Genomic DNA, 20,337 nt, shown 5'->3' on the forward strand with positions numbered 1-20,337 from the left:
CGAAAGGCTCATCATAGACACTTTGTCCCCAGGGGGCGATGTGGGTTCATTGGCTAGAGGAAATGTTGCCTGGGCACGCGGTCTCCTAGCACCGGCACATTTTCGTCCAGTAATCGTTGCGTCTGAATCTCCCCCACGGGTGTACCCGCAAGGGCAATACGGCCGTCGCCGCGCAACACCCGGTGCCAGGGCAGGCGGGTATCCTTGGGGAGCTGACTCATCAGCCGGCCAACAAAGCGGGCATGGCGGGGAAACCCTGCCTGCTTAGCCACGGCGCCATAACTGCTGACGTATCCGGGTGGGATAGCGGCGACAATCTGGTAAACGGCATCTCGGAATTCAGGATTCATAAGGGCAGCTTCTAGCGACTAGCTTTGAGCTTCAAGGAAAAACGCAGAACACATAAAAAGAGGAAATCGGTGCCAGTCGATTTCCTCTTTTGGGTTGCCGTCGTGCGTTCGGCATTGGGCGTCAGGCGTATTAGCGCAACCCGCCGTCCATGTCGATGCAGCGACCGGTGAAATAGTCGGTCTCGAAAATGAAGGCGACGCTGCGAGCAATGTGCTCGGCTTCGCCCAGACGCTTGAGCGGCACGGCCTGAACCAAGCGGTCGCGGGCTTCCGGTTTCATGGCGGCCAGCATGTCGGTGTTGATGGTGCCCGGGGCTACGGCACCGGTGCGGATGTTGTAGCGGGCCAGTTCTTTCGCCCACGTCTCGGCCATGGCGGCCACCCCGGACTTGGCGGCGGAATAGTTGCTCTGGCCGAAGCTGCCCTGGCGGGCCAGGGAGGAAATGTTGACGATCACGCCTTCCTCGGCGCCGGTCTCGACCATTTTGGCGGCGGCTTCGCGGCCACACAGGAACACCCCGGTCAGGTTCACGTCGATCACGGCCTGCCACTGTTGCAGGCTCATTTTGCTGACCAGCTCGCCGTCTTTGGCTTTGATCAGCAGCCCGTCGCGGGTGATACCAGCATTGTTGACCAAGCCGTGCAAGGCGCCGAAATCGGCCACCACATCGTTGAACAGGGTTTCCACTTCTTCCTCTTTGGCCACGTTGGTCAGGTAGGCGCGGGCTTCGCCGCCGGCAGATTCACAGGCTGCTACGGTGGCATCCAGGTCTTCCTGGCTCAGATCCACACAGGCCACCCGGGCGCCTTTCCCGGCAAAAAAGGTGGCGATGCCACGGCCCAGGCCTCGGCCGGCGCCGGTCACAACAATCACTTTCTGGTTCAGATCCATGGTGGTTCCTTGCACTGTCGGTTCACGTTGCAACGGATTATGGTGAGGCTCAGCAGGCAGGCCAATGACCGGATTGCTCAGGTTTGCTGCAAAACGGGAAACGGAGAACAGGACGCTACATGCATCAGGAAGCAGAAGCCCAGTCGTTTATCTATCAGCACAGCCATGCGGCACTGGCCACCGTGGATCCTCAGGGAGCGCCTTTTGCATCAGCAGTGAATGTAGTGCCGGACCACGAAGGGCGTTTGTTGATGCTGGTTAGCGCGTTGGCTGCGCATAGTGTGAATCTGTCGGCCAATCCGGCGGCGTCACTGGTGTGGGTGGAGCAACAGCACAGCGACTGGCAGGCGGCCACACGGCTGACCGTGTCCGGTGATGTGGTGGTTGTGCCTCCGGCAGAGGGGGAGCGTTATTTTCAGGTGTTTCCCCACACTCGCGAGTACCTTCATCTGGATTTTCACTTTCTGGCGCTGCGCCCGCTGACGGCGCGTTGGATTCCGGGTTTTGCCCAGGAGGCGTGGCTGAATGCGGAAGCGCTGGTGCAGCCGTGGGGCTGGGACCTGGCCCGTGAGCAGGCCATGGTCGGGCACATGAATGATGACCACGCCGATGCCGTTGATCACTATCTTGCCTTGTTGGACGCGCCCGGGGAGGGGGCGAAGATGCTGGCCGTGGACCCCTGGGGGGCCTGGTTGTGGCATGAGGCGCGGTTGCGCCGGCTACCGTTTCCGGCCCGCGCGGAAGATGCCGGGCAAGTGCGTGACACCTTGGTGATGCTGGCCCGTACCCCGCCGGAGGATTTTTTCCTCGCCCGCCCTTGAATCCCACCGTTACGACCCCATTCCACGCTCAGCAAGCAGGCTCAGGGAGCGTCGGCGATGGCCGGTATTTCCTGTTGACTGTTCTGGCGTCATTACTATGATTAGCACTCCACTCGTTAGAGTGCTAATTCAGACTATCGAGTCCGGCCGCTGTGGCCGACTTGGGTGTCAAAGTTAACTGGGAGTTTAAGGAAAAATGAGCATCCGTCCTTTGCATGATCGCGTGCTGGTTCGCCGTGAAGAGGAAGAAACCAAATCCGCTGGCGGTATTGTGCTGCCCGGTTCCGCTGCCGAGAAGCCGTCCCGTGGCGAAGTCATTGCCGTGGGTAATGGCAAAATCACCGAAAATGGCGATGTGCGTCCGCTGGACGTGAAAGCCGGTGACACGGTGATCTTCGGCCAATACGCCGGTAGCACCGTAAAAGTGGAAGGCGAAGAACTGCTGATCATGAGCGAAGCTGAAATTCTGGCCGTTGTTGAAGGCTGAGCATTGAAGGCTAAGGGTTGAAAGCTGAGACCCTTCCGGTCAAGACAGATATCGAACGCCCTGAAAGGGCATTCAGCCCCTAATCGGGCGAAGAATTGCAGAGGTAAATGAAGCATGGCTAAAGACATTTTGTTCCGTGACGAAGCGCGTCAACGTATGGCCAAAGGCGTCAACATTCTGGCCGACGCGGTTAAGGTAACCTTGGGCCCGAAAGGCCGTAACGTGGTACTGGAAAAATCCTTCGGCGCACCGTCCATCACCAAGGATGGCGTTTCCGTTGCCCGCGAAATCGAGCTGGAAGACAAGTTCGAGAACATGGGCGCCCAGATGGTAAAAGAAGTGGCGTCCAAGGCTAATGACGAAGCCGGTGACGGCACCACCACCGCCACCGTACTGGCTCAGGCGTTTGTCAACGAAGGCCTCAAGTCCGTAACCGCGGGCATGAACCCCATGGACCTGAAACGCGGCATCGACCAGGCCGTGGCCGCCGTGGTGGAAGAGCTGAAGACACTGTCTACTCCGTGTGACAACACCAAGAGCATCGAGCAGGTGGGTACCATCTCCGCCAACGCCGATAAATCTGTTGGTGAAATCATTGCCCAGGCCATGGAAAAAGTGGGCCAGGAAGGTGTGATCACCGTTGAAGAAGGTCAGTCCCTGCAGAACGAACTGGACGTGGTTGAGGGCATGCAGTTTGACCGCGGTTACCTGAGCCCGTACTTCATCAACAATCAGGAAAAGATGCAGGTCGAGCTGGAAGACCCGTACATCCTGTTGGTAGACAAGAAAATCTCCAACATCCGTGAACTGCTGCCGGCCCTGGAAAATGTGGCTAAAGCAGGCAAGCCGCTGCTGATCATCGCCGAAGATATCGAAGGCGAAGCACTGGCCACTCTGGTTGTGAACAACATGCGCGGCATCATCAAGTGTGCCGCCGTGAAAGCACCGGGTTTCGGTGATCGTCGCAAGGCCATGCTGCAGGATATCGCTATCCTCACCGGTGGCACCGTGATCAGTGAAGAAGTGGGCCTGAGCCTGGAAAGCGCGTCCCTGGAAGATCTGGGTACTGCCAAGAAAGTGAACATCGACAAGGACAACACCACCATTGTTGATGGCGCTGGCCAGCAGGCAGATATCGACGCCCGTGTGGAACAGATCCGCAAGGAAATCGAGAATTCTTCCTCTGATTACGACAAGGAAAAACTGCAAGAGCGCGTAGCCAAACTGGCCGGCGGTGTTGCGGTAATCAAGATCGGTGCTGCCACCGAAATTGAAATGAAAGAGAAAAAAGCTCGCGTGGACGATGCCCTGCACGCCACCCGCGCTGCGGTAGAAGAAGGTGTGGTCCCGGGCGGCGGTGTTGCCCTGGTTCGCGCACTGGCCAACGTTGGCACCATCAAGGGTGACAACGATGAGCAGAACGCGGGTATCGCCCTGACCTTCCGTGCGCTGGAAATGCCCCTGCGCCAGATCGCCTACAACGCCGGTGCAGAAGCCTCTGTCATCGTGCAAGAAGTGCGTAATGGCAAAGGCAACTACGGCTACAACGCGGCCACAGGCGAGTACGGCGACATGCTGGAAATGGGTATTCTGGACCCGGCCAAAGTGACCCGTTCCGCGCTGCAGGCAGCGGCTTCCATCGCTGGCCTGATGATCACCACCGAAGCCATGGTGGCGGACAAGCCGGAAGAAAATGCCGGTGGCGGCGCCCCTGATATGGGCGGCATGGGTGGTATGGGCGGCATGGGCGGCATGATGTAAATCAGCCGGTCATTCGACCATTGAAAGCCTAAAAGAAAACCCCGCCTTGTGCGGGGTTTTCTTTTTTGGGGCAGAAGCGAGTTGAAAGTTCAAAGTGTAAAGTTGAAGCGCGGGGCCGGGAAGTGCCACCCGAAAAACCGATGGCCGCCGCGATTCCTGTGCCAAAGCGGCGCCATAACAAGGCGCTCTCGTCGCGGCTCAAGCGCTTTCCGATTGGCACGAGTTTTAACCGCGTTTGAACTTTACACTTTGAACTTTCAACTCACCCTTCCCATAATCTCCTTTCATCCCTGACAGGCAGCCACATGCAACCCAGAGACAGAAAACTCCGCCCGCAGTTTGCCCTGGTGGTGGCCATGATGGTGGTGTTGGGGCTGGCACACTCTTGGGTGAACCCCTGGCTGGCGTTTGATCGGGGGGCGATTGAGCAGGGGCAGTGGTGGCGGATTTTTACCTGTCATCTGGTGCACCTGAATTACTGGCATATGCTGCTTAACCTGAGTGGTTTGCTGCTGTGCGGGTATTTCTTTGAAGACCTGCTGGACCGCACCCGGTTTTGGGCATGGTTAGGGTTTTGTGGTGTTACCACCGGCGTAGCGTTGCTGATGCTGGACGCGCAGCTCCAGCATTATGTGGGGTTGTCGGGTATTCTTCACGGTCTGCTGGTGCTGTGCCTGCTGCTGGGGTGGCGGGGGAATCCCTGGCTGCATTCACTGGTTCTTCTGGTGATCGCCGGGCGTATTTTCATGGAACAGCAAGCCGGTTACGACGTGGATTATCTGCGTGGCTGGATTGACGGGCGTGTGTATGTCAACGCCCATTTTTATGGCGCCCTGTCGGGCGTGATGTTGTATGGGGGAATCAGAATTGTCGAATATAGCCAGCGCCGGTGGCGCACAAAACAATAACAAGGACGGTAAAAGCGGTTGCCTGATGTACGGCTTCGCGGGGGTGTTTCTTGTCGCCGGGTTGGCGGTCATGGTGTTTGTGAGTATCAAGCCGTTGTTCCATTACTGGCAATCGGGCAGCTGGGATCGGGTGCCCGCCACGGTGCTGAGCAGCACCCTGAACAGCCATCGCTCCGATGGGTCGACCACCTATAGCGTGGATGCGCGTTATCGCTATACCTATAACGGTCAAACCTTCACGAGTGACACGGTGAGCCAGTACGGCGGTAGCGATAATTTTGATGATTACTGGCAGCGCCTTGGTGGCCAGTTGAAAGCCGCACGCCAGCAGAATCGCACGGTGAGTGCCTGGGTAAACCCGGACAACCCTGGCCAGGCGTATCTGGATCGCACATTGCGCTGGGGCTCACTGGTGTTTGGTTTTGCCTTTGGTGGCGTCTTTGCTCTGGTCGGTGGCGGGTTGATGGTGCTGTTTTCCCGTGGCAGCAAGGAAAAGTCTGCGGTATCGGAAACCGGCCTTTACACCAGCCAACAGAAATCCGGGCACTGGTTCATGATCGGCTTTGGCGCCATTTTTGTGCTGCTGCCGTCGCCGGCCTATCTGGAGGTGTGGGAGCGAGTCAGCCGCGGGGATTACGCCATCCTGCTGGTGTTGCTGTTCCCAGCGGTGGGCGTGGGTGTCGCCTTGGGCGGCTGGAAGATGCGCCGGGCGTACCAGTTCTTTGGCCCCACGCCGCTGGCGTTGCACCCGGAGCCGGGCCATGCCGGCGGTCAGGTGGGCGGTCAGATTCACCTGGGCCGGTCGTTGCCCCGGGAGGCGGATCTGGATGTATGGCTGTCCTGTATTCGTGGCCGCGAGAGTGGCAGCGGTAAAGACCGCAAAACCGTGGAGAGCGTGCTCTGGCAATCGGAGCAGCGTGCCTATTGTCAGCCGGCGCAAACGGGCACGGATATCCTCTTTTGCTTCGATGTGCCGGCCGAGCAATTGCCCAGCAGCGGTAGTGGCCGCAACTACATCTGCTGGCGGGTGGAGCTGGAAGGCCAGGTGGAAGGTCGTGAGCTGAAACGCAGCTGGGATATCCCTGTGCAGGCCGGGACCGATACCAGCCGCTTTACTCTGCCAGAATCCCATCGCACTGCGGATCGCCGAGAGCGTGAGCTGGATGCACTGGAATCCGCCAATCAACAAATTGAAGTGCAGCAGACCGCTGAGGGTCTACACCTGATCAGCCGGGCCGGGCGCAACCTGGGCATGAAATTAGGCCTGCTGATGTTCGGCAGTATTTTTGCCGGGGTGGGGACTTTTCTGTTTCTACTCGCTGCTGAAGAGGGCTTTATGCTCTATATCATGGGCAGCATTTTTGGCTTGATCGGTTACCTGATTGTCTTTTCTACCCTGTATACCCTGGCGCGCCGGTTGGATGCCTGGGTACGCGGTGGCGAGGTGCGCAACCAACGCCGCTGGCTGGGGATCCCGCTGTTTCGTCGTGAGGGGCGGTTGCTGAACGCCGACCAGTTAGTGCTGGATAGCGGCATGAGCAGCACCAGTAATGGCCGTAAAACCGAGTATATGACCCTGTATGCCAAGGTGGATGGCAAGAAGCTGCGCTTGGCGGAAGGCATTGCCGGGCGGGAAGCGGGCGAAGCGTTGCGTGAGGCCGTGCTGCGTACCCTGCGGCTGGTGTAGACTGATGGCCTGTCTGACCCTTTGATGCGCAGGTGTGCGTACACGCTCCTGCAGCAGTGAAAAGGGGCTATTTGATTAGTCCCGAATATTTGCGAGAGATCCGATGAGCAAAGACCGCCTGATTATTTTCGATACCACCCTGCGTGACGGTGAGCAGAGCCCCGGTGCCACCATGGACCAGGATGAAAAGCTGCGCATTGCCCGAGCGCTGGAGCGTATGCAGGTGGACGTGATTGAAGCCGGGTTTGCGATTGCCAGCCAGGGCGATTTCCGGTCCGTGAAAGCCATTGCTGACACCGTGCGTGAATCCACTATTTGCTCCTTGGCCCGCGCCAAGGCGGCGGATATTGACCGGGCGGCGGAAGCGCTGGCCGGAGCTGAGTCCGGGCGTATTCACACCTTTATCGCGACCAGTCCGATTCACATGCAGCACAAGCTGCGGCTAGAGCCGGATCAGGTGATCGAACATGCGGTAGCGGCGGTCAAGCATGCGCGCAATCACATGGGCGACGTGGAGTTTTCCTGTGAAGATGCGGGCCGTTCCGAGATTGATTTCCTGTGCCGTATTATCGAAGCGGTGATTGATGCCGGTGCACGCACGATCAATATTCCGGACACCGTGGGTTATGCCATTCCTGAGCAGTTTGGCGATACCATCAGCCAGCTGCTCACGCGCATCCCCAATGCGGACAAGGCAGTCTTTTCTGTGCATTGCCATAACGATCTGGGGCTGGCGGTGGCCAATTCCCTGGCGGCTGTACAGGCCGGCGCGCGGCAAGTGGAATGCACCATCAATGGGCTGGGTGAGCGGGCCGGTAACGCCTCGCTGGAAGAGATCGTCATGGCGGTGAAGACTCGCCAGGATCTGTTCAATGTGGACACCCGTATTAACACCCGCGAAATCGTGCCGACTTCGAAAATGGTGTCGCAGATTACCGGCTTCCCGGTGCAGCCGAACAAGGCCATCGTTGGCGCCAACGCCTTTGCCCATGAATCCGGCATTCACCAGGACGGGGTGCTCAAACACCGCGAGACCTATGAAATCATGTCCGCCGAGGACGTGGGCTGGCACACCAACCGTATGGTGCTGGGCAAGCACTCCGGTCGGGCAGCCTTCCGTGCACGCCTGGATGAACTGGGTATCGTGTTCGCGTCGGAAACAGCCATGAATGAAGCTTTTCTGCGCTTCAAGGATCTGGCGGACAAGAAGCACGAAGTGTTCGACGAGGACCTGCAGGCGCTGGTTAGCGACACCAAGCGCGCAGTGGAACAGGAACGTTTCAAACTGGTTTTGCTGGACGCCTCCGCCCGCACCGGCGAAACCCCGCAAGCGCGTATTGTGCTGTCCATCGATGGCACCGAGCAGGACGCCACGGCCACCGGGGCCGGCCCGGTGGATGCGGCCTTCAAGGCGATAGAGAAGCTGGCAGACAGTCACAGTACCCTGCAGCTGTATTCGGTTAATGCCATTACCGCTGGCACCGACAGCCAGGGGGAAGTGACCGTGCGGTTGGAAAAGGGCGGTCGTATCGTTAACGGGCATGGTGCCGATGTGGACATCATTACCGCGTCAGCCAAGGCCTACCTGAATGCCCTCAACCATTTTGCAGCTGGTGTGGAAAGAGCCCACCCGCAGGCGGCGGATGTATGAAGAAGCTGCCGGATGCCGGATGCCTGAGGCCTGACGGCAAGGAAGTCGGTGGTGCTCTTCTTGCGTGGGGCGCGGTGTGTCCGGCGTCTGGCGACACCGGAGGTACGCCATGAACGAAGCGCAGCGGCAGAGTTATCTCAAAGCCATGGGGCTGACGCCCTGGGTGGCCCGTGTGCCATTGCCTGGCGCGGCGGCGTCGCCGGAGCTGGACTGGCCGGTGGACGAGCCGGCCAGCGCACCGGCATCGGCAGGCCTGGCCGTTGATGTGGCGGTGCCGTCTCGGGGGCCTGCACAGGACTCTCACGCCCCAGCCTCTACGGCTGAACCCAGCTCGGCACCAGCGAGTGCTGAGCAAGCGCTTGAAGGGTCGGCCGCCGCCGCATTGGCGAAAGCGCCGTCTGCCAAGCCTGCGGAACCGTCTCGCAGGGAGGTGGCTACAGAGGAAGCACCAGCGCCCGCCAAGGCGAAAGTGAAAGGGCTGACATTTACGCTGGAAGCGCACCTGGGCGGCACCACCTGGTTGCTATGTGCCCAGGAAGACAGCCAGGCACCGGGGCTGGGGCGTTTCGAAGCCCCGTTGATGGCGAACCTGCTGGCCCTGTTCCAGGGGCGCCCGCAACGTCCGCGCCGGTTCTTCTGTCCGTTGACGGAGCAGCCCATGCCGGCGGAGGAAGCTGCCCAGGCGTTGTCCGCCTTTGTGGCCGGGCTTAGTGAACAAAGTGGAGGTGAGCGGGTGTTATTGTGCCTGCCTGAAACCGTGGCTCAGGCGATGTTCGGGCAGCCCCGGTACCAGCCTTTCGAGCTGGGCCGGTTGCCGGCACTGGTGATTAGCAGCCTGGCAGAAATGTTGGCAGACCCGGTGCAGCACAAGAAAGCCAGCTGGCAAGCCATGCAGGCCCACGGCTACGATGGCGTTTGATCACGCCGGCCCCATGCGGGCCATGCAGGAGGCCGATCTGGAGGCCGTGCTGGCAATTGAAACGGCGGCGCAATTGACGCCTTGGAGCCGCAACCATTTCGTCGATTGCCTCGGCAACCCCCACTACCTGTGCCAGGTGTTGGAGGTGGCGGGGCAGCCGGTGGCGTTCCTGGTGCTATCTCGTATTCTCGATGAAACCCATGTGCTCAATATCGCCGTGGCGCCCGCCCGCCAGCGTCAAGGGCTAGCCCGAACGCTACTGGAAAACGCCATTGTGGCGGCCCAGCGTGATGCCATGAGTGTGATCTACCTGGAAGTGCGGGAAAGCAACCACAGTGCCCGAGCGCTGTACCAATCACTGGATTTCACGGTATCCGGGACACGCAAAAATTATTACCGCCGGGGGGATGGCCACGAGGATGCGGTGCTGATGCAGTGCCTGCTGGCCTCGGGCCATAAATAAGCAGCTACACGCTACACAATTGCGATAGGGAGGCCGGAAAAGCGCTCCCGGTTTACTCTTTTCGACTTTTCACTTTGAACTGATTCTCGCGGGCAGGGCGGTTGCCGGGTGGCACCGTTCCCAAACCGCGTTGCAGCGTGAAGCTTGTTGCGTGAGGCGATGTTTTATTTCAACGGCATCCAGCCTTTTTCCGTGTCCCGGAAGTGGATTACCTGCTGGCGCTGGAAGGTGTCGCCTTTCTTGAAATTACCGTGTTCCACCCGCAACGCGCTCAGGGCCATGATCATGGCGAACCGGTCCAGGCCGGAGAGTTCTTCGTTACCTTTTACCTGGTTGGTGTATCCCTCCAGGTCTTCCTGTGCTTCCAGGCTGTAGCTGACTTCCACGGTGTAGCGGCCATCGCCATCTTCATAGCCGTTGTGTTTTTCCACATCGGTGACCTCCAGCAGACCGTCCAGGTGGGCGTTGCGCATTTCCGCTTCCAGCGCTTTTTGGGCGTCGCCGGCATCGGGGCTTCGGCTGCAGGCACTCAATAAAGTAAGGGCGAGCAGGGCTGTCACAATGTGAACGCAACGAACGGTGGCAGGCATGGCTTTGTCCTGATTGAAAAGAGGAAAGCTCACTCTAGCATCGCTTTAGGCGTTGACCCAATGGGCACATGTTTAGCCATGTAAAAGCTGGACACAGGGCCAACGAATGCCAACGATAGGGGAACAGGAAAATTTACCAAGGAGGGATTGCCCATGTCCGAAAGCCTGTTTCGCCGTTTGCTGATCATGGTGGCGCTGATCTTCTGCGGTGCCTTTGCGGTGCTGGTCATCCCGTCGCTCATGGCGAACCCGGATATCCTGGCGGCGGCTGCGGGAGGCTTCGTTAATCCCTATGCGGCCGGCTATTCCACTGACGTGATCCTGTGCTGGGTGATTCTGGCGATCTGGGTGCTGTTTGAGCGCCAGCGCTATCAGGTGCGCGGCGGTTGGCTGGCCTTGCTGTTGGGCGTAGTGCCCGGGGTGGCGGTGGGGTTTGCCCTGTACCTGCTGATGCGCCAGCGACAACTGAAAGGCTCCGGGCTGGTCTGACGGGAAATGAGGCCGCGAAGGCTGTTATACTCGCGCCCTCGAAATACCCAGTCAGAGATTGAGCCCCATGAGCCTGCAAGACCAGGTGGCCAAGCGCCGCACCTTCGCGATCATTTCGCACCCGGACGCCGGTAAAACCACTATTACCGAAAAGCTGCTGCTGTACGGAAACCTGATCCAGAGCGCAGGGACCGTGAAAGGCAAGAAGTCCGGTAAACACGCCACCTCCGACTGGATGGAGATGGAGAAGGAGCGGGGCATTTCCGTGACCACCTCGGTGATGCAGTTTCCCTACAAGGACGCCACCGTCAATCTGCTGGACACCCCGGGCCACGCGGACTTCTCTGAAGATACCTACCGCACCCTGACCGCGGTGGATTCGGCGTTGATGGTGATCGATGCCGCCAAAGGTGTGGAGCAGCGGACCGTCAAGCTAATGGAAGTGTGTCGGCTGCGCGATACCCCGATTCTCACCTTCATCAACAAGCTGGACCGGGATGTGCGCGATGGCATCGATGTGCTCGATGAAATCGAGGACGTGCTTAATATCGAGTGCGCGCCGATCACTTGGCCCATTGGTATGGGCAAGAGCTTCAAGGGCGTCTACAACCTGCTCACTGACACCACCGTGCTGTACAAAACCGGCCAGGGTCACACCGTACAGGACGTGCGCGAAGTGAAAGGACTCAATAATCCGGAGCTGGATGAGGCCGTGGGTGCCGACTACGCGGAAGAGCTGCGTGACACTCTGGAGCTGGTGCAGGGCGCCAGCCACGAGTTTGATCTGGAGCGTTTCCTGGCCGGTAAATTGACTCCGGTTTTCTTTGGTACTGCGCTGGGTAATTTTGGCGTTGATCATATGCTCGATGGCTTGGTGCAGTGGGCGCCGCCGCCCCAGCCTCGCGATGCCACCGCCCGCACGGTGCAGGCTGATGAGAGCAAAATGACCGGTTTCGTGTTCAAGATCCAAGCGAACATGGACCCCCGTCACCGGGACCGTATTGCCTTCATGCGCATTTGTTCCGGCAAGTACCAGAAGGGCATCAAGCTCAAGCAGGTGCGTACCGGCAAGGATGTGCGGATTCCAGATGCGCTGACTTTTTTGGCAGGCGAACGGGACAATGTGGAAGAAGCGTTCTCCGGTGACATTATCGGCCTGCATAACCATGGCACCATCCAGATCGGCGACACCTTCACCGAAGGCGAAGAGCTGGCCTTTACCGGCATTCCGCACTTCGCCCCGGAACTGTTCCAGCGCGTTGTCTTGAATGATCCGCTCAAAAGCAAGCAGCTGCACAAGGGGCTGACCCAGCTGGCGGAAGAGGGCGCCACTCAGGTGTTTTTCCCGCTGCGTAATAACGATGTGATTCTTGGTGCGGTCGGGACCCTGCAGTTTGATGTGGTCGCGGCGCGGTTGAAGGGCGAGTACGGTGTGGATTGCCGTTATGAGCCGGTGAGCGTGGCTACGGCTCGCTGGGTGGAAGCGGATAGCGATAAAGAGCTGTCTGCCTTTGAGCGCAAGGCCTACGACAACCTGTCCCGTGACGGTGCCGGACACCTGACCTACCTGGCGCCGACGCGGGTGAATCTGCAACTGGCCCAGGAACGTCATCCGGATATTCGTTTCCGCGAAACACGGGAAATTTAAGGGGCAGAGACAGGCGACAAGTCTCAAGCTACAACGCCAGACAGCGCAGTGTATGTTCAAGGCTTGATCTCGCGTAGCAACCATACGCGCGGGCACGGCCTTTGGGTTTGTGGATGTATAGATCGTGCCTTGTAGCTTGTCGCTTGGGCCTGATTTTTTCGCGCCGCCAACGACGCTTCTACATAAAAGGTGATCGACATGGATGTTGAAGCGGTACGAACCTATCTGTTGGGCAAGCCCGAGGCGCGAGAAGACTTTCCTTTTGGCCCGGATGTGGCGGTGATGAAAGTGCGCGACAAGATGTTCGCAACGCTGGGGCGGGAGGGTGGCGAAGGGCGCATGAATTTGAAGTGCGATCCGGACCAAGCCTTGGCGTTGCGGGATATTTTTGCCGCCGTGCTGCCCGGCTACCACATGAACAAGAAACACTGGAATACGATCAAGCTGGATGGCTCCATTCCTGAAGGGGAGATTCAGCGCATGATTGACCATTCCTTCGCATTGGTGATCAACGGCTTGTCGAAAAAAGTGCGTAAAGGCATGGAAGTGCGCCACGGACGTGAAGCACTCTATGGCGGCCAGAACTGAACAGGCAGGGAGACGGCAATGGCAGTAGTGATCGGTGGCATTATTATTATCTGGCTGGGCCTGAGCATGGGCGCGGCGGGGTTGCGCTGGTTGGGTGTGGAGCTGCACTACCCGGCCCGATTAGCCGCGCCGGTGTTGTTGGCGTTACTGGAAACCGTGCTGTTTCTGTTGTTCGTTCCCGGCACCGAATTGCTGCCAAAAAACTGGGGCTGGCCCATGGCCGGTGGCCTGGTTGCCGCGGCCTGGTTGATCAATGGCGCCGTCGCCGGCCTAGACTGGCATCGCAATCGGCCGGTGAAAGAATCTCCGGCGACAGAATAACCGCCAGCGTTTTATTGCCACTGTAGAACGTGCTTGCACCCGAATTGCATTAGCAGCGAGGGACCAGGTTCGAGTTTCGAAAAGTTTTTTCCCCTCGTGCCTCGTTTCTCGCCACTCGGACCTGAGCGTTCGCGCCTCAAGTGGCGCTCCTACGGCGTCTACCCCTAAAAACTGCTCCAGCCGCTGAATTCCATTCCCCGATACAACCAATATTTCCACACCGAGTCATCCGCATACACCTCGTAGTCGGTGCTGTGCTTTTCGTCGTAGCGATTTTCCCAGCGCCGTTCGAAGGTATCGCTGGCCTGTTGCATTATGGCGTGCTCGGGGCTAGCGATCAGGCGAACGCTGCTCTCCAGGTTCAGGTTATCCAGATTGCGACGGGTGTAGTTGGCCGAGCCGAGAATTAGTTCGGCACTGTTCGCGCTGCGACGTAACAGCATCTTGGTGTGGCATTGCTCACCTTGGGTGTTGCACCAGCGCACCGGGATGCCTGCGTTGTGCAATTCCTTCCCCACCTGGCGGTTGGGGATCCCGTTCTTCTCACGCCCGAAGGCATCCTTGTTGGGGTCCAGCAGAACGCGCAGTTGTACGCCCCGTTGTTGCGCCGCGAGCAGGGCCTCCATCAGCGGGCGGTGCGACAGATAGAACACGGACACATCCACCTGGTCGCCAGCCTGGCTGTGGTTGAGGGTGGCGAGCAGGGCATCGCGAATGGCGCCTTCGGTCAGCAGTTGCAGGCGCGCGTCGGCGGCCGGGTCAGCCGGTTGCGCTGACAAGGTGGGTAGCTTGGGCAGCGGGGTATTGGTCAGTTCTGCCACGGCTAATTCACTGGCCAGCAAGTCGTTAACCGCATTGCCCTGAAAGCGCAGCCCGATGTTGCTGTGGGCGCTGCTGCCATTGTGGGCGTTGGCCGAAGTCACCAGGCCGGTCCAGTGTTTGCCTTCATCCACTACCAGGGTCTTGCGGTGGTTAGCCTTGAAGTTAAGCAACGAAAGATAGCTACGTAGCGGCACCGTGCCTGGTCCCATGGGGTTGGGTAGCCAGCCCTTATCGGGATTGTTGCCCAGCCATTGGCAGCACATTCTCCACAGGCCGGACCAGCTGGGGTTGGAATCGCGCAGTGTTGGCAGGGGCGTGGTGACGACGGTGATGTTGGCTTGCTTCAAGCGGGTAAGGTGCTTGCTGCGGAGTCCGCCGTACAACGTATTGATGGGATCGGTAATCACCATAATCGGCATGGCCGGGTGGCGGGTGCGTTGGGTCAGCAGCGCGTCGGTGAGTTCGCTGGACAGTGCCCGGTAACTGTCGGTGGCGGTGCCCTGGAAATCGTTGAACAGGAACATGTCGATCACGATGAGTTTTTCCGCCTGGCCGATTAAGCGGAAGAATTCGTCGAAGATATGTTGTCGGCTAAGCCGGGTGCTTTCGCCACCGTTGCCGCTTTCCCAGGTGTCGTCTATCAGCAGCTTGAGCCCGTACACCGCATGGGTTTCCCCTTGCGTATTCAATCCCGGAGGAAGCGGTTTGTAGCGGTGCCAGAGGGCGGTGCTGGCGGTCAGGGCAACCAACATCAGCAGGGCGATTTTCAGGCGGGTCATAGGTAGTCCAGTGCATTCGATGGGGCTACCTTATCAGCTAATAAGCGGGGCGCCATTCGCACATGTCATCTGTTTTTCTTTGATTTGGCACAATCGTGCAACATTCTGCAAAGAATGCCGCTGCCACGGTAACTATGGCACTACGGTGCCACAACAGTGTGGCGTCCGTATCTCTCTGACAATCAAGGCCTACCCGTGCGTATGTCGTGGATCTTAACAAGAACAGTCAGCGCCCACGCTGATTCCCGTGCGCCACCGCTGGCGCCCGGAAGGAGCCTGTTATGAAAGCCTTTGCGATTTCTCTTTTCACCAGCCTGGCCATGTTGCTGTCAGCCTGCGGCGGCGGAAGCTCGTCTTCGATCCCCGTGACCACTAACCCTCCTGCTGAGCCTTCCCCCAATGCTCCCGCCGAGCCGGTTGCCGGTGAGGGAGATATTCGGGTGCTTTCCAATAGGGCGGACCTGATTAGCGGTGGCGATGCTCTGGTTGAAGTGGTGGCTGCGGACCCGGCCTTGCTGGAGGGTGCTGTGGTACGGCTAGGCGATAACGAGATCACCGGCCAGCTGAGCGTAACCGACGCGGGAAGTTTGAAAGGCCTGATTGATGGGTTGGTGCTGGGTGCCAACCAGCTCAGCGTTGAGCTGGCGGATGCCTCAGTACTGAAGCGGACGATCATGAATCACCCCCATGGTGGACCGGTCATTTCCGGGCCCCAAATTCAGCCCTGGCAATGCACCAATGCGGCAGCAGTGGACGCCCAGTGTAACCAGCCGGCTGAATACCGGTTCAAGTATGTGCCAGCCGACAAGTTGCAGACACTGCTGACCAATTTCGATCCACAGAACCCGGGGCTGCCAGGGGCGTTTCAGTCCTATGACCCGGCGAACCCACCCGCACAGGATGAGATTGCGCAAATCACCACCGATGCCGGAGTAGAGGTGCCGTTCATTGTTCGCATGGAAGAGGGCGTGCAGAACCGTGATCGTTACCTGATTATGTCGCTCTATCAACCGGACCAACCCTGGACCGCTGTTAGTCCCCAGCCTCAGTGGAATGGAAAATTGTTGATTCACCACGGCGGCAATGTGGGGGTGAGTTATGGCATGGGTAACCCGCCTCAGGGGGATATCGCGGGTACCGCACCAGAGGGGGCGGAGTTGTTACTGGGCGACAGTATCACCACCGCCCTTGGGCGGGGTTTTATGACGCTGTCCACGGCGCAAGGCAACCTTGGGCACAACGCCAACCTGGTCACAGCAGCGGAATCCTTGATGATGGGGAAGGAGCGTATTGTCGAGCAGTACGGTGAAATCCGGTACACCATCGGTACCGGTTGCTCCGGTGGCTCGATCACTCAGCAGCATGTGGCCAATGCCTATCCGGGGATTTACCAAGGGTTGATTGTGCAGTGCTCTTACCCGGATGTGTGGACCACCGCCACCCAGTTTGCCGATTACAATTTGCTTAGCCAGTACTTTGGCAACCAATTGCCCAGCGACCCTCAGGGATTCCAGCAGGTGGTTACCCAGCTGTTGAGTTCCGGGGTGATTCCCGCTGTGCAATGGTCGGCTTTCTATGGCCATCTGCCGTTGAACCCGCTGGTGTCGGACCTGGCCTTTTTCCCGGCGGCGTACCCGGATCAGGATAGCTGCCCGGGTCTGCAAGATGGGGTCACAGTGTATGACGCTCAAGAGGCGCCTGATGGATTACGCTGTGGTTTGCTGGATTACATGAAATCCCAGTTTGGCCTGCGTGAGGCGGCGGTCTGGAGCGCCAACGAACAAATGCTATCGCGGGGGTTCGGTGGCATCCCGCTGGATAACGTGGGGGTGCAGTACGGTTTGGGCGCCTTACAAAACGGGGTCATTACCGGTGAGCAGTTCCTGAAAGTGAATCGTGAAATCGGTGGGCTGAGCGTGGATATCGATTATCAGCCGGAGCGCACCGTAGCCGACAGCCGGACACTGAAAAATGCCTACCGAACCGGTGCCATCAATACGGCCGAGCATCTGGCCAATGTACCGATTATTGATTTGCGAGGTCCGGATCCGGGCATTGCCCACGATGCCTATCATTCCTGGCAGATGCGCGCGCGACTGGAAAGGGCGCAGGGGCACGCGGATAACCAGGTGATCTGGTACGGTCCGGCCCCGCTGTTTGGCGATACGATTTATACCACCGAAGCGTTGCTGGTGATGGACTTGTGGCTGTCAGAGATTGAAACGGATGAGTCGGCGTTGAGCCTTGGCGACAAGGTGCGTGAACACAAACCTGTCTACGCCCGTGACCGCTGCCTGTCGGTGTCCTCGTTGGTGGGCCCGGAAGGTGCCATCGTGCCGCTCAGTGGAAACCTGCTATACCCGACGCCGATTCTGCCGGGGCTGGACCTGTCGTTGTTGCCCACGGCTCCGCCAGAGGCGGGGGTAGTGGTGGATGCTCTGACGGGGCAAGTGTGCGGGCTGGACCTGAGTGAGCTACCGGTGGTGTCCGATATCCCCGTTCTGGGGGATCTATTAGGCACCGTGGCGGATTTGTTATCGCCCATTACCGACCCGCTGGTGGGCCTGCAACAGACCGTGGTGCAGACGCGCTTTGGCACCCCGCGCACGGTGGCCGGCGATAGCATCGAAACCCTCACCAACAAGTGCCAGCTGAAACCCGTGGATCCGGCGGATTACCCCACCGCCCTGGACCCGGAAGGCTTTGCTGCTCAGGTCGCTGAGATTTTTCCGCAGGGGGTATGTGATTACAGCAAGCCGGGTGTGGGGGTAGCTCCCACCGAAACCTGGTTGCAGTACGGGGATGCCCAGAACGTTATTTATGGTGGTGAGGCATTGCCGGGTGAGGCTGCGTCATCCCGCCAAGGGTGGGCATCACCGGCCTTTGGCGTGGGTATCCAATAAACGCGCTCTCCCCAGCTCTCTCCCGCAAGCAGGAGAGGGCATTGGGCGCAACTACCGCTTAAGTTGGTAATCTTTCAGCCCCGTATCATCATCAAAGGGGATGGCGTCTCTTCCTTGCAGATGCACGGCTTCATGGCTGAGGCTAACGTGCTCATCCGCCATAACCCCTTCATTGAAGCGATAGATCGGTGCTGGCGCTTGCGTCAGGCAGTGCTCGCGGAAACCTGCTTTGGCTTCACGTACCCCTTCGCGACGCTGCTGCCAGCCGGCGAACGCCTGTTGGCCGTGGCGCTGCTTCAGCATGGTTTCGGTGACCGTGTGGGATAGCGCCACGGCGGTGGCGTTATTGCCGCCAAAGCCCTTGGCGTTGAGTAGCGTTGCCTGCAGGTCATCGTGGGGTTGATGCTCCAGGCAGAAATCCAGGTGATCGCGGTGCACGTCGTCGGCAATGTGGTCCACGGTGCGGATGCCCGGTAACCAGCCATGGGCAAAGCTGCCCAGCGCCGCAGAGAGCTGGTCGCCGCCGGCGCTGCCCAGGGAGTGCCCCAGGTAAGCCTTGATGGCGACCACTGGCCAGTGGTCGATCCCGAAGGCCTTGGCGGTGCGATCGAGGATGACTGATTCCGTAATGCGATTCTGTGGGGTGCCGGTGCCGTGGGCGTGCACAAAGCTGTGCTGGCGGAGCCCTTTCTCGCCGATCAATTGGCGGGTCAGGGCGGCGGCCTTGCCCATGGTCAGGTAGTTACCCACGCCGGGAGCCGAGATGGATTTTTTACCGCCATCGGCATGGATGAACACATCCGGCACGGCGCCGAGAATGTCGGCGCCCAGCTCCAGCGCCAGCGCATCATCCATCAACACCGTGAACTGGGCAGATTCCGCCATGGTGAAGCCGCAGTTGTCGGAGAACGGGCGGCAGGCCCGTTGCAGGTTGGCATGGGCTGCACCGTCCAGCGCGGCCAGTGCCTGGTCTTCCGCCAGGGCGCCCATGGCCCGATACCCTTCCATGATTTCTGGCACCAGCGGGGCTTCGCTGGTGCCTACAATAGCGACCCGCACCCGGCCACTGCGAATGGCGTGGACGCCTTTTTCCAGGTTGTAAAGGAAGGTGGCGCAGGCGCCCAGCATGCCACCGGTGGTGCCCACGGAGTGCAGCACGTAGGCATTAAGAAAGTCGGCGGTCATTTCCCCCAGGCCCAGGGGGACCTGTTTGGAAGTGATTCTCTGGCCGTTGAGTGGATAGCGCATGACTCCGCCCAGGCCGTTGTCATCCATCTGTGACATGAGGTTGCTGGCGTATACGGCGACCTGATCCGGTCGCACCCGGTCGGCCACCTGCGCCCAGTCCATGCCCAGGTCGCCTAACGCGTCGCTGATCCCGAAGATGGCCATTTGCAGGGCGCGGGGGTGGCTACGGGAGGCGTACAGGGCGCCGGGGTTGAAGCCGTCTGGCAACTGGCCGGCGGCGCTGACTCGGCGCGGGGTGTCGTGGGGTACGCGCAGGCCCAAGCCTGGGGGCAGGGTGACGCGGCTGCGACGCTTGTCCACGGCGGTGACCCGCCAGCCCGGTGGCAGGCTGTCGGGCAGGTCCATATTGCGCATTTCCAGCGTAATGGGGGCATCGCTGGTACCGGCAAGGGCACCGTGGAGTTGGTGGCTGTCGGGGAGGGCGCGGATTAGGGTGTGGTCAAGGACGCCGTCACTGTCATTGCCGGTAAGGCGAGACAGGGCGTTCAGTGTGTCGCGTTGCTGCGAGCTATCCAGGGCATCGAAAATCAGGCGTTGAAATGCAAAATGCTGGGCACTGCGGCCGGCCGCATTGATGCCGCCAATGGCGGTAATAACGGGTAATGCTGACATGGTGCTCCCGGGCTTATGCCCAACCCAAAACGGTGACTAGCCGGTCAGGGTACAGGTGAAATCCGGTTTTGCGTATACGACACAGGGCGAATCCGGTCAGGAAATTGCAACAGAGTTTGAGAGTGAAAGCGGATGTTTCGGGGTGGATTGTTTGAGGTGTGGCTTTGCCATTCTACGACGCCGCTGTAGGAGCGGCGCTCGAGCCGCGAACCGAGCGGAAGCAAGGCAGAGAAGCGTGATCATTTAGAAAGATCTGCTAGACGCTGGAATACCTGATCGCCCTACGGGCGATTTCCGCGCAAGCGCGGTTCGCGGCTCAAGCGCCGCTCCTACGGAGGGGGGATAGAGGTGGAATACAGAGGGCGGCGCCAACAAAAAACGGGGCCCGAAGGCCCCGT

At 59.4% G+C, this 20,337-nt stretch carries 18 protein-coding genes; 13 read left to right on the forward strand and 5 right to left on the reverse strand.

Translation table 11 applies throughout. The features are described 5' to 3' along the window. Nucleotides 1–53: 53 nt before the first annotated feature. Entirely contained in the window at nt 54–350 is a 297-nt protein-coding gene (locus tag ABNH18_RS00745) for an MGMT family protein (RefSeq protein WP_349380974.1), read from the reverse strand. A 130-nt stretch (nt 351–480) separates the two neighbouring features. Beyond that, nucleotides 481–1,242, reverse strand: a complete 762-nt coding sequence (locus tag ABNH18_RS00750; RefSeq protein ID WP_349380975.1) for an SDR family oxidoreductase — start codon at nt 1,240–1,242, stop codon at nt 481–483. A gap of 119 nt (nt 1,243–1,361) precedes the next feature. On the opposite strand from ABNH18_RS00750, the gene ABNH18_RS00755 reads away from it, so the two are divergent. From ABNH18_RS00755 to rimI, 8 genes are all read left to right on the forward strand, one after another. Beyond that, nucleotides 1,362–2,063 (forward strand): HugZ family pyridoxamine 5'-phosphate oxidase, encoded by a 702-nt coding sequence (locus ABNH18_RS00755; protein WP_349380976.1) that lies wholly within the window; start codon nt 1,362–1,364, stop codon nt 2,061–2,063. A gap of 196 nt (nt 2,064–2,259) precedes the next feature. Continuing rightward, nucleotides 2,260–2,550, forward strand: coding sequence for a co-chaperone GroES (gene groES / locus ABNH18_RS00760; RefSeq protein ID WP_349380977.1), 291 nt, complete (start codon nt 2,260–2,262; stop codon nt 2,548–2,550). A gap of 114 nt (nt 2,551–2,664) precedes the next feature. After that, a complete protein-coding gene (groL, locus tag ABNH18_RS00765) occupies nt 2,665–4,311 on the forward strand; it encodes a chaperonin GroEL (RefSeq protein ID WP_349380978.1) in 1,647 nt (548 codons plus the stop codon). A 305-nt stretch (nt 4,312–4,616) separates the two neighbouring features. Next, nucleotides 4,617–5,219 (forward strand): rhombosortase, encoded by a 603-nt coding sequence (gene rrtA, locus ABNH18_RS00770; RefSeq protein ID WP_349380979.1) that lies wholly within the window; start codon nt 4,617–4,619, stop codon nt 5,217–5,219. Continuing rightward, nucleotides 5,179–6,906 (forward strand): DUF3592 domain-containing protein, encoded by a 1,728-nt coding sequence (locus ABNH18_RS00775; RefSeq protein ID WP_349380980.1) that lies wholly within the window; start codon nt 5,179–5,181, stop codon nt 6,904–6,906. Before rrtA ends, ABNH18_RS00775 begins: the two co-directional genes overlap by 41 nt. A gap of 103 nt (nt 6,907–7,009) precedes the next feature. After that, nucleotides 7,010–8,557, forward strand: a complete 1,548-nt coding sequence (locus ABNH18_RS00780) for a 2-isopropylmalate synthase (protein ID WP_349380981.1) — start codon at nt 7,010–7,012, stop codon at nt 8,555–8,557. Between the two features lie 109 nt (nt 8,558–8,666). After that, nucleotides 8,667–9,476 (forward strand): hypothetical protein, encoded by an 810-nt coding sequence (locus tag ABNH18_RS00785; RefSeq protein WP_349380982.1) that lies wholly within the window; start codon nt 8,667–8,669, stop codon nt 9,474–9,476. Then, a complete protein-coding gene (rimI, locus tag ABNH18_RS00790; protein WP_349380983.1) occupies nt 9,466–9,939 on the forward strand; it encodes a ribosomal protein S18-alanine N-acetyltransferase in 474 nt (157 codons plus the stop codon). Before ABNH18_RS00785 ends, rimI begins: the two co-directional genes overlap by 11 nt. A 164-nt stretch (nt 9,940–10,103) precedes the next feature. On the opposite strand, the gene ABNH18_RS00795 is transcribed toward rimI, so the two are convergent. Further along, the gene (locus ABNH18_RS00795) at nt 10,104–10,529 is read right to left on the reverse strand and encodes a hypothetical protein (RefSeq protein WP_349380984.1); all 426 of its coding nucleotides are present in this window, start codon (nt 10,527–10,529) and stop codon (nt 10,104–10,106) included. Between the two features lie 153 nt (nt 10,530–10,682). Here ABNH18_RS00795 and ABNH18_RS00800 point away from each other — a divergent pair, with 153 nt between their 5' ends. From ABNH18_RS00800 to ABNH18_RS00815, 4 genes are all read left to right on the forward strand, one after another. Next, entirely contained in the window at nt 10,683–11,018 is a 336-nt protein-coding gene (locus tag ABNH18_RS00800; RefSeq protein WP_349380985.1) for a DUF2834 domain-containing protein, read from the forward strand. A gap of 67 nt (nt 11,019–11,085) precedes the next feature. Further along, the gene (gene prfC / locus ABNH18_RS00805; RefSeq protein WP_349380986.1) at nt 11,086–12,666 is read left to right on the forward strand and encodes a peptide chain release factor 3; all 1,581 of its coding nucleotides are present in this window, start codon (nt 11,086–11,088) and stop codon (nt 12,664–12,666) included. A 198-nt stretch (nt 12,667–12,864) separates the two neighbouring features. Beyond that, nucleotides 12,865–13,254 carry an MmcQ/YjbR family DNA-binding protein gene (locus ABNH18_RS00810; protein WP_349380987.1) on the forward strand — a complete coding sequence of 130 codons (390 nt, stop codon included), beginning with the start codon at nt 12,865–12,867 and terminating at the stop codon, nt 13,252–13,254. An 18-nt stretch (nt 13,255–13,272) separates the two neighbouring features. After that, entirely contained in the window at nt 13,273–13,575 is a 303-nt protein-coding gene (locus ABNH18_RS00815) for a hypothetical protein (RefSeq protein WP_349380988.1), read from the forward strand. A 164-nt stretch (nt 13,576–13,739) separates the two neighbouring features. Here ABNH18_RS00815 and ABNH18_RS00820 read toward each other — a convergent pair whose 3' ends face one another. Beyond that, nucleotides 13,740–15,176, reverse strand: coding sequence for a phospholipase D family protein (locus tag ABNH18_RS00820; protein WP_349380989.1), 1,437 nt, complete (start codon nt 15,174–15,176; stop codon nt 13,740–13,742). A gap of 281 nt (nt 15,177–15,457) precedes the next feature. Here ABNH18_RS00820 and ABNH18_RS00825 point away from each other — a divergent pair, with 281 nt between their 5' ends. Next, nucleotides 15,458–18,079 carry a DUF6351 family protein gene (locus ABNH18_RS00825; RefSeq protein WP_349380990.1) on the forward strand — a complete coding sequence of 874 codons (2,622 nt, stop codon included), beginning with the start codon at nt 15,458–15,460 and terminating at the stop codon, nt 18,077–18,079. A 51-nt stretch (nt 18,080–18,130) separates the two neighbouring features. On the opposite strand, the gene ABNH18_RS00830 is transcribed toward ABNH18_RS00825, so the two are convergent. After that, nucleotides 18,131–19,939 carry a beta-ketoacyl synthase gene (locus tag ABNH18_RS00830; RefSeq protein ID WP_349380991.1) on the reverse strand — a complete coding sequence of 603 codons (1,809 nt, stop codon included), beginning with the start codon at nt 19,937–19,939 and terminating at the stop codon, nt 18,131–18,133. Between the last annotated feature and the right edge of the window lie 398 nt (nt 19,940–20,337).

It is taken from the genome of Alcanivorax sp., from assembly GCF_040118815.1.
In the GTDB taxonomy this organism is placed as follows: Bacteria; Pseudomonadota; Gammaproteobacteria; order Pseudomonadales; family Alcanivoracaceae; genus Alcanivorax.

Coding starts and splice junctions, on each gene's coding strand:
- ABNH18_RS00745 (WP_349380974.1), bottom strand. CDS start 350: ATGAATCCTGAATTCCGAGATGCCGTTTACCAGATTGTCGCCGCTATC.
- ABNH18_RS00750 (WP_349380975.1), bottom strand. CDS start 1,242: ATGGATCTGAACCAGAAAGTGATTGTTGTGACCGGCGCCGGCCGAGGC.
- ABNH18_RS00755 (WP_349380976.1), top strand. CDS start 1,362: ATGCATCAGGAAGCAGAAGCCCAGTCGTTTATCTATCAGCACAGCCAT.
- groES (WP_349380977.1), top strand. CDS start 2,260: ATGAGCATCCGTCCTTTGCATGATCGCGTGCTGGTTCGCCGTGAAGAG.
- groL (WP_349380978.1), top strand. CDS start 2,665: ATGGCTAAAGACATTTTGTTCCGTGACGAAGCGCGTCAACGTATGGCC.
- rrtA (WP_349380979.1), top strand. CDS start 4,617: ATGCAACCCAGAGACAGAAAACTCCGCCCGCAGTTTGCCCTGGTGGTG.
- ABNH18_RS00780 (WP_349380981.1), top strand. CDS start 7,010: ATGAGCAAAGACCGCCTGATTATTTTCGATACCACCCTGCGTGACGGT.
- ABNH18_RS00785 (WP_349380982.1), top strand. CDS start 8,667: ATGAACGAAGCGCAGCGGCAGAGTTATCTCAAAGCCATGGGGCTGACG.
- rimI (WP_349380983.1), top strand. CDS start 9,466: ATGGCGTTTGATCACGCCGGCCCCATGCGGGCCATGCAGGAGGCCGAT.
- ABNH18_RS00795 (WP_349380984.1), bottom strand. CDS start 10,529: ATGCCTGCCACCGTTCGTTGCGTTCACATTGTGACAGCCCTGCTCGCC.
- ABNH18_RS00800 (WP_349380985.1), top strand. CDS start 10,683: ATGTCCGAAAGCCTGTTTCGCCGTTTGCTGATCATGGTGGCGCTGATC.
- prfC (WP_349380986.1), top strand. CDS start 11,086: ATGAGCCTGCAAGACCAGGTGGCCAAGCGCCGCACCTTCGCGATCATT.
- ABNH18_RS00810 (WP_349380987.1), top strand. CDS start 12,865: ATGGATGTTGAAGCGGTACGAACCTATCTGTTGGGCAAGCCCGAGGCG.
- ABNH18_RS00815 (WP_349380988.1), top strand. CDS start 13,273: ATGGCAGTAGTGATCGGTGGCATTATTATTATCTGGCTGGGCCTGAGC.
- ABNH18_RS00820 (WP_349380989.1), bottom strand. CDS start 15,176: ATGACCCGCCTGAAAATCGCCCTGCTGATGTTGGTTGCCCTGACCGCC.
- ABNH18_RS00825 (WP_349380990.1), top strand. CDS start 15,458: ATGAAAGCCTTTGCGATTTCTCTTTTCACCAGCCTGGCCATGTTGCTG.
- ABNH18_RS00830 (WP_349380991.1), bottom strand. CDS start 19,939: ATGTCAGCATTACCCGTTATTACCGCCATTGGCGGCATCAATGCGGCC.